This window comes from Streptomyces sp. NPDC048434 (assembly GCF_043200375.1).
In the GTDB taxonomy this organism is placed as follows: Bacteria; Actinomycetota; Actinomycetes; order Streptomycetales; family Streptomycetaceae; genus Streptomyces.
The window spans coordinates 32,061-48,914 of record NZ_JBICXQ010000044.1; the positions used below are offsets into that span (position 1 = coordinate 32,061).

The following is a 16,854-nucleotide window of genomic DNA, read 5'->3' on the forward strand; positions in this document are numbered from 1 at the left end:
GCAGCGGCAACGGGCAGGACGAGGGGCCCGGCGGACCACGGCATCAGCCGTCGTCCGCCGGGCCCCTCGTCGGTGGGACGCCCCGCCCGCCGAGCGCGTCATCGGCCTCCCGGGCCAGCCGGTCGGCGATGGCCGTGCCGCCGCGGCCGTTGAGGAAGGCGGACACCCCGAGCTGCACGACCTTGCTGAAGGTCTGGTAGTGGGCGCTGCGCGGGCGCGGTTCGGCCGCCAGCAGCGCCTCGTGCAGGGTGCGGGTGTCGGGCCGCGGCTCCGGCTGCCCCGCGGCGCCGTGCTCACCGCGCTCCGCGTCGGCGGGCGGCAGCGGGCAGCGCGGCGCCTCGGCCGTCTCCCGGTACGCCGAGTCGCGGGTCGCCGCGAACCCCCGCTCCAGCAGACAGCGTTCACTGCGCGGGCCGGTCAGCGCCTCGATCAGGGACCGGGCCCCGGCCGGGCGCTTGCTGCCGGCCGAGATCGCGAGGTTCTGCCCGCCCAGTACGGACATCCGTTTGCCGTCGCTGCGGCGGGCCGGCAGCTGGGTGACGTCGAACTGCTCGCCGGGGGCGAGCTTCTCGGCGACCGAGGCGTACTCGACCGGCCAGTTGCGCATGAACAGGGCGCGGCCGTCGGCGAACCAGCGGCGGCTCTCCGTCTCGTCCATCGTGGTGGCCTCGTGCGGCATGATCGAGTCGAGCCGGCCCTTGAGGTCGGTGACGCCCTGCTGGAGCGCACCGATCTGCTCGCCCTTGGTGAAGCTGGTGGCGTCGGGGTCGCCGCCGTTGGCCCAGGCCGACTCCAGGGTGTTGACCGTCAGCCCTTCGTAGGGCCGCAGCTGGGCGACCATGCCGTACATCGTCGGCGGCTTCGTCCGGTGGCTCCCGGTGCCCTCGGCGGCCTTGCGGTTGTAGGCGCTCGCCACCTCCTGCGCCGTCTTCTTCAGCTCGTCCCAGTCGGACGGGACGGCATGGTGGTACTCCTTGAGGAGGTCCTTGCGGTAGTAGAGCAGCCCGGCATCGGTGTTGAAGGGCACCCCCCACACCTTGCCGTCGTACTCCACCGTCTTGGCCACGCTGTCGAGGAAGTCGCCGTCCAGACGGGTGGCCCAGGGACGGATCACGCCCGCCTCGGCGAACTCCGCGGTCCAGGCGACATCGAGGTTGAGCACGTCATAGCCGCCGTTGCCGGACTGGCCCGCCGCCAGCAGCTGGCTGCGCTGGCCGTCGGCGGTGTCCGGGAGTCTGACGATCCGGACCGTGCGGCCGTGCTCCTTCTCCCAGGCGTGGATCAGATCCTGGCGGATGCCGGAGCTGCTGAGGTCGCTGCCGGTGGCAAGGACGATCGCGCCCCGCTCCGGGAGGGTCTGCTCCTCCGGCGTACAGCTGCTCACCGCCGGCAGCAGGGCCAGACAGGCCAGCGCGGCGGCCGCCCTGGTGCGCGGGGCGGTCATCGGTCCCCCTTCGTGGCCGTGCCGATGGAGGCGATCCGCCCGGCCAGCGTGTCGACGGCCTGCGGGCCGCTGGGCACGCACTGGCCCCGGGAGGCGCCGGCCAGTTGCTGGAGGGCGAAGGTGTCACACCCCGATTTGCCCATCACCAGCGCCAGGATGGGCACATGGGGTCCCTCCTTGACCAGTGCGCTCAGGGTGCGTTCCACGCTCGCCGCCCGCCCGGGACCCGCGCCGTCGTCCTGATCGAGGATGAGCAGGATGGCCTTGTTGGTGGCCGAGGAGGTCTTCATCTTCCGGACGGCACGGGTCAGTGCCTCCTCCATGGCGGCACCGTGGTCGACCAGTTCGCCGTCCGGGCTGCCCGCGATCCGGTCCAGCGCGGCCTTGCCCGGGGCGGGGTCGGCGCTGCCGAGCGGGACGAGTTCCCGTACCGCGGCACGGTCCTGGGGGTGTGCGCGGTCCGGGAAGGTCCACAGGCCGTAGGTGTGCCGTGCGCCGGCCAGCTCCATGGCGCGGCCGGCCGCGCTCAGGGCGACCGGGAGCTTGCCGCTCTCGGCCATGGAGGTGGAGGTGTCCATGAGGATCAGCACCTGGCTGGAGCGCTGTGCCTTGTCGTAGCCGTCCAGGACCCGGGACACCTGGTCCGGGGCGGCGGTGAAGGGGACCGTGGAGGCGAGCGGACTGACGTCCGCGTGGCTGTCGAGCAGGGGTGAGTCCCGCCCCGGGCCGCCGTCCGGCACCCCGCGGTAGCCCTGCGCGGTCAGGGTGCGCCCGCCGCCGTCCGGGGCACGCAGCCACTGCGCAAAGCGCGCCACGGCGGCCTGCCGCGGGGTGGAGTCCACGGCGCCGTGCCAGTCGACGCGGACCAGGGGGTGGTCGAGCGCGGGGACGTTCTGCGGGTAGTAGGCGACGTACCGGTTGCGCAGCGGGAGCGGGGAGTCCAGGGCCGGGCAACTGCCGATGGCGCGGCCGAGGTTGTAGTCGGCGAGGGACTTCTCCGACACCAGGGGCGCGGACTTCGTACGGTCGACGGAGCCGGCGGCGTCCGTGTCGGGGCGCAGCGAGCACAGCAGTTCGGTGCTGCCCGCGTACTGGCTGCCCGGGGCGGAGAGCCGCTCCTCGGCGTGCCGGGCCAGGGTGGGGTCGGGCGCGCTCGTCGCGGCGGTGCCCGAGCCGTCGTGGGCGAGGTAGAGGCCGATGGTGTGCAGCAGACCGGTGCCGGACAGCACGGGGCTCGGCCGCAGGAGTTTGAGGTCGTGGTGGCTGCTGTCGGTTCCGGTGAGCAGCTCCTGCCAGGTGGCGGCGGCCGGTTCGACGTCGTCCAGCCGACGGCGCGCCGGGATGCCGACGACCAGGGGGGTGTAGGCGACCGGGGCGGAGTAGTGCAGGGTCGCCGGGGATCCCGTGGCGGGCATACCGCGGCGGGCCTCGTAGTAGTCGGCGGTGGATTCCGGGATCCAGATGTCGGGCTGTGGTCCGGGCCGGTGGAGGGGGTCGATGCCCTGGTCTTCCGGACGGTCCTTGCGGGTGCCGCGGGCCTCGCCCTGCCAGCGGTCGGCGGCCGCGAAGCCCTGGTCGACCTGGTCCTTGGCGGCGGAGTAGACGGTGATCTGGGCGCGCCGGCAGCCGTCGGGGAGGTCGCCCTCGCCGCTGAGGGGCCGGGTGTTGGCCTCGGACATCTCGTAGTCGAAGGCCGCCTGGCGCAGCGCGGGTTCGGCCTCGGGGGCGGTGAGCAGCCGCAGTTCGAGGGCGGGCGGGCAGGGCGCTTCGCCGTTCGGGAGATTGAGCAGGACGACGCCCGTGGTGGCCGGTACGAAGATGATCGCCAGGATCAGCAGAAATCTGAACCAGTGCCGGAAGTACGACTTCAGCCAGCGGCGTAAGCGGATCCGCAGCGGGGTCGGGGGGCGGGTCTCGGGGGTGGCGAAGGACAGGATGACGTCGTCGACGGTGTTCTGCTTCGCCGAGCGCGGCTCCCAGACGTCGCCCATCGGGGTCCGCTCACCGGCCAGTTGTTCGCGCAGTTCCCGGACGAGGTCTTCGAAGGTGACGAACCGCTTGCCGGGGATGCCCCGTTCCAGGATCTGCACCAGGGCACGGTTGAAGACGCTGCCTCCGGTGGGTTCCTCGCCGCTGAAGATACGGCGGTTGGGCTGCGCGGCCATCAGCAGCGAAGTGGGCTTGCGGCAGGCGTAGAAGGCCTCGCTCGAGTTGCCGGCGTAACAGCACTCCAGGACGACCACGATCCGGTCGGCCCGCGCGTTGTCCACATAGGACAGCACCGTGTCCTGCCACGAGACGGTCTTGTGACGCCGTTCCGAGGCGCCGACCATGAGTTGCAGATTGCCGCCGTCGCGGCCCACCCGGCCGTGGCCGGAGAAGTACACCAGCAGCAGGCCGCGCGCCTCCTGGGTGACCGCGTCCAGCGCCTGTTCCACCTCCCAGGGCTCCTGGGGCCGGCAGGTGATGACCTCGCCCTTGGTGAACAGATCGGTGCCGGGGGCGAGCAGGGCCTGCTCCAGTTTCCGGGCGTTGTCCTTCACCGCGGGCAGCGGGCGCAGCGTGCGGTAGTCGTCGACACAGATCAGCAGCGCCCGGTTGACCTTGCCCCGTGCGTCGTATTCGGACATCCGGCTCAGTCCCCTGCGGTGCTGCCGCTCTCGTCCGCCGGGCTGCCGGGATCGGGGCGTTCGGGGGCCACGGCGCCCGGCCCCGCGTCGCCGAGCGCGTGCAGGTCCCCGTCGCCGCCCCCGACCGCGACGGCGGGCCGTTCGCCGGTGTCGCGTTCCTCCCGGCGCCGTCGCAGCCACTCCTGCAGGGCGATGCTGAGACTTTTGCTGACTTCGGCGGCGACGGCGCCGACGATGACCAGGATCAGATCGTCGACACCGAGGGCCATGTCGCGGGGGCCGTCGTCGCTCTCGTCCGCCGGCCGTGGCCGCAGCTCCCAGTCGTGCCGGCGCCGGTCCAGCCACGGCTCGCGCTCCAGCCACGCCTTGAGGTCCTCGATGTCCTGCTCCGGATTGTTCGTGCCCGTGATCCTGATGCGGATCTCGTGGCGGTCAGCGCGCTGCGTCATCCCCCGGCCCCCTTCCGGCGGCCCCATCGCCGCCGTGCACCAGATAGTGACGTGAGATCAGGGGCGCAGGCAACCGTCTGTGACACGACTGCCACGCTGTGGCGTGCACCACAGGGCGTGCCACAGGGCACCGTCGCAGGTCAAGGGTGAGTTGACGGGCATTCGCGGGGCGTGGTGGACTGCCGGAGCCATTCGGCGACAGATGAGGAAGTCCGGTGAGAATCCGGCGCGGTCCCGCCACTGTCACCGGGGAGCGTTCCTCCAGCGAAGGCCACGGTCCGCCTCGCGTACGTCCGATGACGTACGCAGGGACTGGAAGGCCGGAGGACTCGCCGATCCGGGGAGCCAGGAGACTCTTGTCGCCGTCACGTCGAGCCAGGGCGCGGACCCTGAGTGAGGACATACCGCCATGCCCGGCCGCCCTTCGAGATCTCCACTGCCCGCTGTCGCAGGGCCCCTTCGGCACGCCCTGGCGGCGGTCTGATCCGATGCGCGGCGAACACGCGGGATATGCGTGCGGCGCGGCCCTCGGCTTCCTCGGTGACCTGATCGCGGCGGACCCGCGGCGCGGCCATCCGGTGGCCGCCTTCGGCCGGGCCGCGGGCGCCGTCGAGCGCCGGCTGTGGCGCGATCACCGCGGATACGGGGCGGCTCACGCCGTGCTGTGCGCGGGCGGTGCCGCCGCCGGTGCCGCGCTGCTGCAGCGCGCGGTACGGGCCGCCGCCCCGGCTCCGCTGCGCGGCGGAGCCCGGATCGCGCTGACCGCGGCGACGGTCTGGGCCGTGCTGGGCGGCACCTCACTCGGCCGCGAGGCCCGCGCCGTCGGCGGTGCGCTGACGGCGGGCGACCTGGACGTGGCGCGGGAGCGGCTGCCGCATCTGTGCGGGCGCGATCCACAGGCGCTGGACGGGCCCCAGATGGCCCGCGCGGTGGTGGAGTCGGTCGCCGAGAACACCTCGGACGCCGTGGTGGGCGCCCTGGTCTGGGGCGCGCTGGGCGGGGTGCCCGGCCTGGTGGCGTTCCGGGCGGTGAACACCCTGGACGCGATGGTGGGGCACAAGTCGCCGCGCCACCGCCGCTTCGGCTGGGCCTCGGCCCGGCTCGACGACCTCGCCGGCTGGCCCGGCTCCCGGCTGACCGCCGCGCTCACCGTGCTCGCGGGCCCCGACCGGCGCGGTGCGCTGCGGGCCTGGCGGGCGGACGGCGGCGCGCACCCGAGCCCCAACGCGGGCCCCGTGGAGGCCTCGTTCGCGGGCGCGCTGGGTGTCCGGCTGGGCGGCACGCTGGCGTACGGCGGGCGGGTGGAACACCGTCCGGTGCTCAACGACGGGGCGCCGCCGGTCGCGGTGCCCGACATCGCCCGGGCCGTGCGGCTCTCGCGCCGGGTGAGCGTGCTGGCGCTGGTGACGACGGTGGCGGCGCGGCCGGCGGCCGGCGCGCTACGCCGGGCCCTGTTGCGCACCACCCGCCCGGCCGCAGGCGCAGTGACGCGCAGGGCCGCACGTGCGGTGGCGCGTACGGCTCACGACAGCCGGGGTCCCGGCGCATGAGGAGGACCCGGTGAACGGGCGGTTGAAGGCATCCGGTGGGGCCGTCGGCGGTGGCCTGTTGGTGGCCGGTACGACGTCCGACGCCGGCAAGAGCGTGGTGACGGCGGGCATCTGCCGCTGGCTGGCCCGGCAGGGCGTGCGGGTGGCGCCGTTCAAGGCGCAGAACATGTCGCTGAATTCGTTCGTCACGCGCGAGGGCGCGGAGATCGGACGGGCCCAGGCGATGCAGGCCGCCGCGGCGCGGGTGGAGCCGACCGCGCTGATGAACCCCGTACTGCTCAAGCCCGGCAGCGACCGCAGCAGCCAGGTGGTGCTGCTGGGGAAGCCGGTGGGCGAGCTCAGCGCCCGGGGCTACCACGAGGGGCGCCAGGAGCAGTTGCTCGGCACGGTCACCGACTGCCTCCAGGAGCTGCGGCGTACCCACGACGCGGTGATCTGCGAGGGCGCCGGCAGCCCCGCCGAGATCAATCTGCGGCGGACCGACATCGTGAACATGGGCCTTGCGCGGGCCGCCCGGATCCCGGTGATGGTGGTCGGCGACATCGACCGCGGCGGGGTGTTCGCCTCCTTCTTCGGCACCACCGCGCTGCTGTCCAAGGAGGACCAGGCGCTGGTCGCGGGGTATCTCGTCAATAAGTTCCGGGGCGATGTCACGCTGCTGGAGCCGGGCTTGGAGATGCTGCGCGGTCTCACCGGGCGGCAGACGCTGGGCGTACTGCCCTTCTCGCACGGTCTGGGCATCGACGAGGAGGACGGTCTGCGGGTGTCCCTGCGCGGTGCGGTGCGCGAGAGCGTGGTGGCGCCGCCGCACGGCGCCCAGGTGCTGCGGGTGGCGGTGGCCGCCGTGCCGCTGATGTCGAACTTCACGGACGTGGACGCGCTCGCCGCGGAGCCGGGCGTGGTGGTGCGGTTCGTGGACCGGGCCGAGGAGCTGGCCGATGCGGACCTGGTGGTGCTGCCGGGGACCCGCGGCACGGTCCGGGCGCTGCAGTGGCTGCGCGAGCGCGGACTGGCGGACGCGGTCGCCCGGCGGGCCGCCGAGGGCCGCCCGGTGCTGGGCATCTGCGGCGGCTTCCAGATGCTGGGCGAGCGCATCGAGGACGACGTCGAGTCGAAGGCGGGCGCGGTCGACGGGCTGGGGCTGCTGCCCGTACGCGTGCGGTTCGCGGCGGAGAAGACCCTGGCGCGGCCGGTCGGCGAGGCGCTGGGCGAGCCGGTGACGGGCTACGAGATCCACCACGGGGTCGCCGAAGTGACCGGCGGGGACGAAGAGTTCCTGGACGGGTGCCGGACCGGCTCCGTATGGGGCACGCACTGGCACGGCTCGCTGGAGAGCGACGGCTTCCGGCGGGCCTTCCTGCGACGGGTCGCGGCGGACGCGGGCCGGGCCTTCGTACCGGCCCCCGGCACCAGCTTCGCCACCCTGCGCGAGGAGCAGCTGGACCGGCTGGGCGATCTGATCGAGGAGCACGCGGACACCGGCGCCCTGCTGCGGCTGATCGAGGAAGGCGTACCGGAGGGGCTGCCGTTCGTGCCTCCGGGGGCGCCATGAGGGTACGCAGTGGAGGACCGCGACAGACGCAGAAGATCCGGCCGGCCGACGACGTGGAGGACGACACAGCATGACAACCGCTCACAACACGACCCAGCAGTACCCCTTCACCGCGGTGGTCGGGATGGACGATCTGCGGCTGGCGCTGCTGCTGAACGCGGTGAGCCCCGCGGTGGGCGGTGTGCTGGTCCGCGGGGAGAAGGGCACCGCCAAGAGCACCGCCGTGCGGGCGCTGTCGGCGCTGATGCCGCATGTGGACGTGATCAGCGGCTGCCGCTTCGCCTGTGCCCCGGAGGCGCCCGACCCCGGCTGCCCGGACGGGCCGCACGAGGCGGGTGCCGTCGAGGACCGCCCGACGCGGATGGTCGAACTGCCCGTCGGCGCCTCGGAGGACCGGCTCGTCGGCGCGCTGGACATCGAGCGGGCGCTGTCGGAGGGCGTGAAGGCCTTCGAGCCGGGCCTGCTGGCTGATGCGCACCGCGGCATCCTCTACGTCGACGAGGTCAACCTGCTCCACGACCACTTGGTGGACCTGCTGCTGGACGCGGCCGCCATGGGCGCCTCGTACGTGGAGCGCGAGGGCGTGTCCGTGCGGCATGCGGCCCGCTTCCTGCTCGTCGGCACCATGAACCCCGAGGAGGGCGAGCTGCGGCCGCAGCTGCTGGACCGCTTCGGGCTCACCGTCGAGGTCGCCGCCTCACGCGAGCCCGACCAGCGGGTGGCGGTGGTCCGGCGCCGGCTGGCGTACGACGCCGACCCGGCCGGCTTCGCGGCACGCTGGGCGGCCGAGGAGGACGAGCTGCGCCACCGCATCACCGCGGCACGGGAGTTGCTGCCGGGCGTGACGCTGGGCGATGCGGCGCTGCGGCAGATCGCGGCGACCTGCGCGGCGTTCGAGGTGGACGGGATGCGCGCCGACATCGTGATGGCGCGCACCGCCACGGCGCTGGCCGCGTGGGCGGGGCGGACCGCTGTCCTGGAGGAGGACGTACGTCAGGCGGCGCTGCTGGCGCTGCCGCACCGCCGGCGCCGTAACCCCTTCGACGCGCCCGGCCTGGACGAGGACAAGCTCGACCAGACGCTGGAGGAGTTCGGCGGGGCGGACGAGGGCACGGACGGCGAGGACGATCGGGACCCGGACGGGCCGGACGGCGGCCCCGACGGGGGCGGTCCGGACGGCGGCGGACAGCCACCGCAGGACGGCGGGGACGGCGGGCCGCAGGAGTCGCCCCTGACGCAGAGCCCCGAACTCCCGCACCAGCAGGAGGGGGAGGCACCCCCGGCTCCCGAGGCCCCCGAGCAGCCCCGGGAACAGCCCGCGGCCCCGGAGCAGGCCCAGGAGGGCGCCCCTGCCGCGGGCGGCGAGAAGGCCGCGGTCGGTGCCACCGAGCCGTTCCGTACCCGGCGGCTGGATGTGCCGGGCCTGGGCGAGGGCGCGGACGGCCGCCGGTCGCGGGCGCGGACCGCACACGGCCGGACGACCGGGGCGCGGCGCCCGCACGGCACCCTGGGCAAGCTGCATCTGGCGGCGACGGTGCAGGCCGCGGCGCCGCACCAGCGGGCGCGCGGCCGCCACGGGCGGGGTCTGGTGGTGCGCCGGGACGATCTGCGCGAGGCGGTACGCGAGGGGCGGGAGGGCAATCTGGTCCTGTTCGTCGTGGACGCGTCCGGGTCGATGGCGGCGCGGAAGCGGATGAGCGCGGTCAAGGGCGCGGTGCTCTCGCTGCTGCTGGACGCCTATCAGCGGCGCGACAAGATCGGCATGATCACCTTCCGTGGCACCGGCGCCGAGCTGGCGCTGCCCCCGACGTCCTCGGTCGAGGCGGGCGCGGCGCGGCTGGAGCAGCTGCCGACGGGCGGCCGTACGCCGCTGTCGGAGGGGCTGCTGAGGGCCCATGAGGTGCTGCGGGTGGAGCGGATGCGGGATGCCTCGCGGCGGCCGCTGCTGGTGGTCGTCACCGACGGACGGGCGACCGGCGGCCCGGAGCCCGTCGTACGGGCCACCCGCGCGGCCCGGCTGCTGGCGGGTGAGGGCACCGCCTCGGTGGTCGTGGACTGCGAGGCGGGTCCGGTGCGGCTGGGTCTCGCGGGCGAGCTGGCCCATGAGCTGCAGGGCACCGCCATCACCCTCGACGAGCTGCGCGCGGACAGCGTCTCCGCGCTCGTACGGACCGTACAAGGCAACAGGAAGGCCGCGTAATGCCGCAGGGACAGCCGTCCGTCGTACCGAACGACGGGCTCACCACCCGCCAGCGCCGCAACCGCCCGCTGGTGTTCGTCCACACCGGCCAGGGCAAGGGCAAGTCCACCGCCGCCTTCGGGCTGGCGCTGCGCGCCTGGAACCAGGGCTGGCCGGTAGGGGTGTTCCAGTTCGTGAAGTCCGCGAAGTGGAAGGTCGGCGAGGAGCGGGCGCTGAAGGTGCTCGGTGACTCCGGCGAGGGCGGCACCGTCGCCTGGCACAAGATGGGCGAGGGCTGGTCCTGGGTGCAGCGCGACATCGCCTCCAGTGAGGACGCGGCGCGCGAGGGCTGGGAGCAGGTCAAGCGGGACCTGGCCGCGGAGACGTACAAGCTGCTGGTGCTGGACGAGTTCGCGTACCCGCTGAAGTGGGGCTGGATCGACACCCAGGAGGTGGTGTCGGCGCTGCGCGACCGCCCCGGTACGCAGCATGTCGTCATCACCGGGCGGGGCGCCCCCGAACCGCTGCTGGAGTTCGCCGATCTGGTGACGGACATGACCAAGGTCAAGCACCCGATGGACGAGGGCCAGAAGGGCCAGCGGGGCATCGAATGGTGACGGCGGTGAGCGCGGGATGAGCGGCGGTTCGATCCCCCGGCTGGTGATCGCCGCACCGTCCTCGGGCGCGGGGAAGACGACGGTGGCCACCGGACTGATGGCGGCGTTCGCCGAGTCCGGGCTCGTGGTGTCGCCGCACAAGGTGGGACCCGACTACATCGATCCGGGCTATCACTCGCTGGCCACCGGCCGTCCCGGCCGCAATCTGGACGCCTATCTGTGCGGGCCCGACCGGATCGCGCCGCTGTTCCTGCACGGCGCGGCCGGCGCCGATCTCGCGGTCGTCGAGGGCGTGATGGGGCTGTTCGACGGGGCGTCCGGAATGGGCGAACTGTCCTCGACGGCGCACGTGGCCAAGCTGCTGCGGGCGCCGGTGGTGCTGGTGGTGGACGCGTCCTCGCAGTCCCGGTCGGTGGCCGCGCTGGTGCACGGCTTCGCCTCCTGGGACCCGGAGGTACGGCTCGCCGGGGTGATCCTCAACAAGGTCGGCTCGGACCGGCACGAGGAGCTGCTGCGCGAGGCGATGGACTCCTCCGGGGTGCCGGTGCTGGGCGCGCTGCGCCGCGACGGGCGGGCCGGTACGCCGTCGCGTCACCTGGGGCTGGTGCCGGTCGCCGAACGGCGGGCCGAGGCGGTGGAGTCGGTGAGCGAGCTGGCCGCGCGGGTCCGCGCGGGCTGCGATCTGCCGGCGCTGCTGGCGCTGGCGCGTACGGTGCCCGAGCTGCCGGACGCGCCCTGGGATCCGGCGGCGGAGGCGGCGCCGGCCGCGGGGACCACCGCCGCGGCCGCCCCCTCGGACAAGCCGCTGATCGCCGTCGCGGGCGGCGCCGCGTTCACGTTTTCGTACGCCGAGCACGCCGAGCTGCTGACCGCGGCGGGCGCCGAGGTGGCCCCCTTGGACCCGCTGCGGGACGAGCAACTGCCGCCCGGCTCCCAGGGTCTGGTGATCGGCGGCGGCTTCCCGGAGATGTATGCGCCGGATCTGTCGGCGAACGCGCCGCTGCGCACGGCGGTGGCCGCGCTGGCCGCGTCCGGGGCACCGGTCTCGGCCGAATGCGCCGGGCTGCTCTACCTCTCCCGGTCGCTGGACGGGAAGCCGATGTGCGGGGTGCTGCCCGCCGAGGCCCGGATGACCGAACGGCTCACCCTCGGCTACCGCGAGGCGGTGGCGCTGCGGGACAACGCGCTGGCGGCGGCCGGGACCCGGGTGCGCGGCCATGAGTTCCACCGCACGGTGCTGGAGCCGGGCGCGGGCGCGGACCCGGCGTGGGGGCTGACGCACCCCGAGCGGCGGGTGGAGGGCTTTGTGTCCGGCGGGGTGCATGCCTCGTATCTGCATGTGCACTGGGCCGCCGAACCGTCGCTGGCCGGGCGTCTGGTGGCGAGCGCGGCGCGGAGCGCTCCGGCCGGGAGCGCCGCCCGGTGACGCCCGGGAGCGGCAGCCAGGATCCGGCGGCCCCGGCCGTCCTCGACCACCTCGTCTACGCCACACCCGATCTGGACCGCACGGTCGCCGAGGTCGCCGAACTGACCGGCGTACGGCCGGTGCCAGGCGGCAGCCATCCGGGCCGAGGCACCCGCAACCATCTGCTGGGGCTGGGCGACGGGGCGTACTTCGAGATCGTCGGGCTCGATCCGGAGCAGCCCGCCCCGGACGGGCCGCGGTGGTTCGGCATCGATGCGCTGACCGGGCCGCGGCTGGTCACCTGGGCGGTCCGGGTCACCGGCATCGCCGACCGGGTCGCGGCGGCGCGGGCGCGCGGCTACGACCCCGGCACCCCGTTCGCCATGTCCCGGCGCGCCCCGGACGGCGGCCGCCTCGCCTGGCAGCTGACCCCGCCGGGGACGGGCACGGGCCCGGCCCCGTTCCTGCTCGACTGGGGCGGGACCCCGCACCCGTCCGGCGGCGGGCTCCCGGAGCTGCCGCTGGTCTCGCTCACCGCTTCGTACCCCGACCCCGGGGCGGCCCGCGCCGAACTGGCGGCGCTCGGCGTCCGGTGGCCGGGGGAGCCGCTCACGGCTGGGCCGGCCGGGCTCACCGCGGTCCTGGCGGGCCGGCACGGACCGGTCGCCTTCGGCCGGGGAGCCGTCGCGGTATGAGGGACCGGGCGGCCGACGAGGCCGGTGCGCCGGCCGTGCCGCTGGTCGCCGGCGTGGGGGCGCGCCGTGGCGTCCCGGTGTCCGAGGTGCTGGAGCTGATCACGGCCACCTGTACGGCAGCGGGGTACGCGGCCCGGCAGGTCGTCGCGCTGGCGACGGTGGCGGCCAAGGCGGCCGAGCCGGGGCTGACCGGGGCGGCGCGAGAGCTGGGGGTGCCGTTGCGGTCGTTCCCGGCGGCGGCCCTGGCGGCGGTACGGGTACCGGCGCCGTCCGCGGCCGCGGCGGCCGCCGCCGGAACGCCGAGCGTGGCCGAGGCGGCCGCGCTGCTGGCCGCGGGGCCGGGTGCCACGTTGGCCGTCGGCAAGCGGAAGTCACCGCCGCCGGCCCGGGCGACCTGTGCGCTCGCCGGACCGGCAGTAACGGACAGCGGTGCCTTTACCGCTGGTAGGGAGGGAGCGGCCGCCGTGCCCTCCGCCGGGGCGGTTATCGTCAATGACCTTCCCAACCCGCCCCGCCGTGGCCCGGATCGGCGGACGGCGGTCGTCGGCGACCCGGCGCCCGACAGCGCAACCCCCGGTACCAAGGAGATCCAGTGACCACTCCTCCCGCACTGCTCATCGCCGGTCACGGCACCCGTGACGAAGGCGGGGCCGAGGCTCTGCGCGCGCTGGTGCGTGTGCTCGGCGAGCGCCATCCCCACGTGCCCGTCGCCGGGGGGTTCTTCGGCCATCCGGCCGCTCCCCTGCCGCTCGGCGACGCCGTCGACGGGCTCGTCGAGCGGGGCGCGACCCGGCTCGCCGTGATACCGCTGCTGCTGGCCCCGACCGGGCCGGTGCCGGAGGCGCTGCCCTCGGCGCTGGAACGGGCGGCGGAGCGCCACCCGGGGCTCGGCTACGCCTGCGGCGCCGAGCTGGGGCCCCATCCCAAGGTCCTCGAAGTGCTGGAACGACGGCTGGACGAGGCGCTGGGCGGCGGCGCCCGCAGGCCCGAGGACCGGGCCCGCACCACGGTGCTGCTGGTGGGGCGCGGCGCGGCCGATCCGTACGCCAACGCCGAGGTGGCGCGGGCCGCGCGGCTGCTGTGGGAGGGTCGCGGCTTCGCGGGCGTGGAGACCGCGTTCGTCTCGCAGGCGGCGCCCGATGTGCCGACGGGCCTGGACCGGTGCCGGGCACTGGCGGCCGCGGCGGCAGCCGGCCGGCCGGGCCGGATCGTGGTCCTGCCCTACTTCTTCTTCCCCGGCGGCCTGTTGGAGCGACTGCATATGCAGGCCGAGGGGTGGGCCGCGGCCCACCCCGGCGCGGAGGTGATCGGCGCGGAGGTGATCGGCCCGGAGGCCGAGGTGGCCGAGGTCGTCATGGAGCGCTACCGCGCGACGGTGGCGGGCGATGCGCTGCTGAGCGACGCGTCGTGCGGCTGCCGGGCGGCGGCGGAGGACGCCCGGGAGACGGACGGCGCGGCGGGGCGGACCGCTCTCCCGGCCACGGACGCCGGGGAGCGGTGAGCATGCCGGCGCACACCGGGTCCGCGCCGCTCCGCGACCCCGCCCCGGACGCACCGCCGCACGAGCCCGATCTGCGGCACCACGGCGATGCCGAAGTGCGGGGCGCGGAGGGCGGATTGACGGATCTGGCGGTGAATGTCCGCACCGGTACTCCCCCGGCCTGGCTCAAGGCGCGGATCGCCGCGTCGCTGGACGGCCTCGCCGCGTACCCCGACGGCCGCGCGGCGCGCCGGGCGGTCGCGGCGCGGCACGGTCTGCCCGTGGAACGGGTGCTGCTGACGTCGGGGGCCGCGGAGGCGTTCGTGCTGATCGCGCGCGCCGTGCGGGCCCGCCGGCCGGTCGTGGTGCATCCGCAGTTCACCGAGCCCGAGGCGGCGCTGCGGGACGCCGGGCACGACGTCGCGCGGGTGCTGCTCGACGCACGGGACGGCTTCCGGCTGGATCCGGCCGCGGTGCCCGAGGACGCCGATCTGGTCGTCGTCGGCAACCCCACCAACCCCACCTCGGTCCTGCACCCGGCAGACGAGCTGGCCCGCCTGGCGCGGCCGGGCCGGACGCTGGTGGTGGACGAGGCCTTCATGGACGCGGTGCCCGGGGAGCGGGAGGCGCTGGCCGGGCGCACGGACCTGCCGGGGCTGGTCGTGCTGCGCAGCCTCACCAAGACCTGGGGGCTGGCCGGGCTGCGGATCGGCTATGTGCTGGCCGCCCCGGACACCGTCGCCGCCCTGGAGCGGGCGCAGCCGCTGTGGCCGGTCTCCAGTCCCGCGCTGGCCGCCGCCGAGGCGTGCTGTACACCGCAGGCGCTGGCGGAGGCGGCCGCGGCGGCCGGGCAGATCGCCGTGGACCGGGCCCATCTGCTGGCCCGGCTGGGCGAGTTCGGGCAGATCCGGGCGGCCGGCCCGGCGGCGGGCCCGTTCGTGCTGATCCGGCTGCCGGACGCGGACGCGGTACGGGCCGCGCTGCGGGCCCGCGGCTTCGCGGTCCGCCGTGGTGACACCTTCCCCGGCCTGGGCCCCGGCTGGCTGCGCCTCGCGGTGCGGGACCGGGCCACGACGGACCGGTTCGCGGCGGCGCTGGGCGAGGTGCTCGGGTAGGGGTGTCCGGGGATCTCCGGGGAGCAACGGGCGGGGCCGGCCGGCAGATTGGGTGCGCCGGCGCACCCCTTCCCGTTGGCGAATCGGGGTGACCGTTCACCCTTTTAGCTGTTAAGTCAGTTATGGATACTTCTCGTTCGGGCCGACGGGCCGTCGTCGGCGCCCTCGCCTCACTCCTGCTCCTCGTCCTCACGGCCCTGGCCGGCCCCACCGCCACCGCCACCGCCGACGGTCACGCGCCGCCTGCGGCGGACCCCCAGGCGGTGCGCGACTGGAACGCCATCGCCTCCGACACCATCAGCGCCAACCTCGGCGCCACCCGCCCCTCCGGGCAGGCGGTCATCTGGCACGGGTTCGTCTCGGCCGCCGTCTACAACGCCGTGGTCGGCATCCAGGGCCGCTACGCCCCGTACAAATGGCGAGCGCGCGGGCCCTCCACGGCCTCGCCCGAGGCGGCGGCCGTGACCGCCGCGCACCGCGTACTGCTGACCTACTTCCCCGCCTCCCAGGCCCCGCTCGATACCGCGTACGCCGCCTCCCTCGCCAGGATCCCCGACGGCACGGCGAAGCGGCAGGGCGTGGCCTTCGGGGAACGCGCCGCCGACCACCTCGTCGAACTGCGCGAAGGAGACGGCCGCTTCGCCACGGTGGAGTTCACCGCCACGCCCGCGCCCGGCGTCTGGCGGCCCACCCCGCCCGCCCATCTGCCCTTCATCGACCCCTGGCTCGGCAGACTGCGCCCCATGCTGCTGACGTCCCCGGCCCAGTTCCGTCCCGGCGGGCCGCCCGCCCTGTCCTCGGCCCGCTACGCCCAGGACCTCAACGAGGTGAAGACCATGGGGGCGAGGACCGGATCGCCCCGCACCCCGCAGCAGACCGAAACCGCGCAGTTCTTCGGGGGCAATCTGACGGTCCAGCTCCAATCGGCGTTCCGGGACCACTCCGCCCGGCACCACCTGCGCATCGCCGAGACAGCCCGGCTGGTCGCCGCGGCGAACGCATCGGCAACCGACGCCGTGGTCACCGCATGGGACGCCAAACTCCACTACGGCTTCTGGCGGCCGATCACCGCTGTCCAGCTGGCCGACACCGACGGCAACCCCGCGACCGAAGCCGACCCGCAGTGGCAGCCGCTGCTCGTCACCCCTCCGCACCCCGACTACCTCAGCGGCCACACCGCGGTCACCGGCGCCGTGACCCGGACTCTGGCCGGGATCCTCGGCACCCCCCACCTCGACCTCACGTTTTCCTCCGAGGCCACCGGCACCACACGGCACTACGATGACGCCGGCCGGCTCAACGAGGACATGATCAACGCCCGGGTCTGGGGCGGAATCCACTTCCGCACCGCCGACATCGACGGATGCGACGCCGGCGGCCGCATCGGCGCCTGGACACTGACCCACTACTTCCAGCCGCTGCGCCCGGCACGCCCGCACGCCTCGCCGCCGGCCCCGTCGACGTGCCCGCACGGCAGCGCCGACTGACCGGGCCCGTACCGCCCGCCGGCCTCCGCCGACAGGGACCACGGCCGGGAGGAGCCGAACGCACCCGGTAGCGGAGGCCCCTACGGGCAGACCTCGCCGGGGTCCCGACACACCACGCGTGGGCCCCCGGCGAGGGTGAGGTGGGGGGGGGGGGGGGGGGGCGCCGCGCGCGGGGGGGGCCCCGCCCGGGCGGGGCCCCCCGCGGCCCCCCCCCCCCCCCCCCCCGGGGGGGGGGCGGGGGGGGCGGCGCC

13 protein-coding genes and 1 riboswitch are annotated in these 16,854 nt (G+C 75.1%); of the genes, 10 read left to right on the forward strand and 3 right to left on the reverse strand.

Going from position 1 to position 16,854, the window contains the following annotated elements:
- Positions 1–43 precede the first annotated feature (43 nt).
- Genes ACGFWI_RS36190 through ACGFWI_RS36200 form a run of 3 tightly spaced genes read right to left on the reverse strand, consistent with a single transcriptional unit; the run spans position 44 to position 4,523 of the window.
- Positions 44–1,444, reverse strand: coding sequence for an extracellular solute-binding protein (locus tag ACGFWI_RS36190; RefSeq protein ID WP_393910319.1), 1,401 nt, complete (start codon positions 1,442–1,444; stop codon positions 44–46).
- Entirely contained in the window at positions 1,441–4,074 is a 2,634-nt protein-coding gene (locus ACGFWI_RS36195; protein WP_393910320.1) for a caspase family protein, read from the reverse strand. Before ACGFWI_RS36195 ends, ACGFWI_RS36190 begins: the two co-directional genes overlap by 4 nt.
- A gap of 5 nt (positions 4,075–4,079) precedes the next feature.
- Positions 4,080–4,523, reverse strand: coding sequence for a hypothetical protein (locus ACGFWI_RS36200; RefSeq protein ID WP_393910321.1), 444 nt, complete (start codon positions 4,521–4,523; stop codon positions 4,080–4,082).
- A 202-nt stretch (positions 4,524–4,725) separates the two neighbouring features.
- Positions 4,726–4,879: riboswitch (cobalamin riboswitch) on the forward strand.
- Positions 4,880–5,011: 132 nt separating this feature from the next.
- Here ACGFWI_RS36200 and ACGFWI_RS36205 point away from each other — a divergent pair.
- From ACGFWI_RS36205 to ACGFWI_RS36250, 10 genes are all read left to right on the forward strand, one after another.
- A complete protein-coding gene (locus ACGFWI_RS36205; RefSeq protein WP_393910322.1) occupies positions 5,012–6,073 on the forward strand; it encodes a cobalamin biosynthesis protein in 1,062 nt (353 codons plus the stop codon).
- Positions 6,074–6,083: 10 nt separating this feature from the next.
- Entirely contained in the window at positions 6,084–7,625 is a 1,542-nt protein-coding gene (locus tag ACGFWI_RS36210) for a cobyric acid synthase (protein WP_393910323.1), read from the forward strand.
- Between the two features lie 70 nt (positions 7,626–7,695).
- Positions 7,696–9,825 carry a putative cobaltochelatase gene (locus tag ACGFWI_RS36215; RefSeq protein ID WP_393910324.1) on the forward strand — a complete coding sequence of 710 codons (2,130 nt, stop codon included), beginning with the start codon at positions 7,696–7,698 and terminating at the stop codon, positions 9,823–9,825.
- Positions 9,825–10,421 carry a cob(I)yrinic acid a,c-diamide adenosyltransferase gene (cobO, locus tag ACGFWI_RS36220; RefSeq protein ID WP_393910325.1) on the forward strand — a complete coding sequence of 199 codons (597 nt, stop codon included), beginning with the start codon at positions 9,825–9,827 and terminating at the stop codon, positions 10,419–10,421. The genes ACGFWI_RS36215 and cobO overlap by 1 nt, the downstream gene beginning before the upstream one ends.
- Before the next feature lie 16 nt (positions 10,422–10,437).
- Complete coding sequence (locus tag ACGFWI_RS36225) at positions 10,438–11,847, forward strand: cobyrinate a,c-diamide synthase (protein WP_393910326.1); 1,410 nt, start codon at positions 10,438–10,440, stop codon at positions 11,845–11,847.
- Entirely contained in the window at positions 11,844–12,521 is a 678-nt protein-coding gene (locus tag ACGFWI_RS36230) for a VOC family protein (protein ID WP_393910327.1), read from the forward strand. Before ACGFWI_RS36225 ends, ACGFWI_RS36230 begins: the two co-directional genes overlap by 4 nt.
- Entirely contained in the window at positions 12,518–13,117 is a 600-nt protein-coding gene (locus ACGFWI_RS36235; RefSeq protein ID WP_393910328.1) for a cobalamin biosynthesis protein, read from the forward strand. The genes ACGFWI_RS36230 and ACGFWI_RS36235 overlap by 4 nt, the downstream gene beginning before the upstream one ends.
- Positions 13,114–14,022 carry a sirohydrochlorin chelatase gene (locus ACGFWI_RS36240; RefSeq protein ID WP_393910329.1) on the forward strand — a complete coding sequence of 303 codons (909 nt, stop codon included), beginning with the start codon at positions 13,114–13,116 and terminating at the stop codon, positions 14,020–14,022. The genes ACGFWI_RS36235 and ACGFWI_RS36240 overlap by 4 nt, the downstream gene beginning before the upstream one ends.
- A 2-nt stretch (positions 14,023–14,024) precedes the next feature.
- Entirely contained in the window at positions 14,025–15,116 is a 1,092-nt protein-coding gene (gene cobC, locus ACGFWI_RS36245; protein WP_393910330.1) for an Rv2231c family pyridoxal phosphate-dependent protein CobC, read from the forward strand.
- A 122-nt stretch (positions 15,117–15,238) separates the two neighbouring features.
- Positions 15,239–16,603 carry a vanadium-dependent haloperoxidase gene (locus ACGFWI_RS36250; RefSeq protein WP_393910331.1) on the forward strand — a complete coding sequence of 455 codons (1,365 nt, stop codon included), beginning with the start codon at positions 15,239–15,241 and terminating at the stop codon, positions 16,601–16,603.
- The last annotated feature ends 251 nt before the right edge of the window (positions 16,604–16,854 follow it).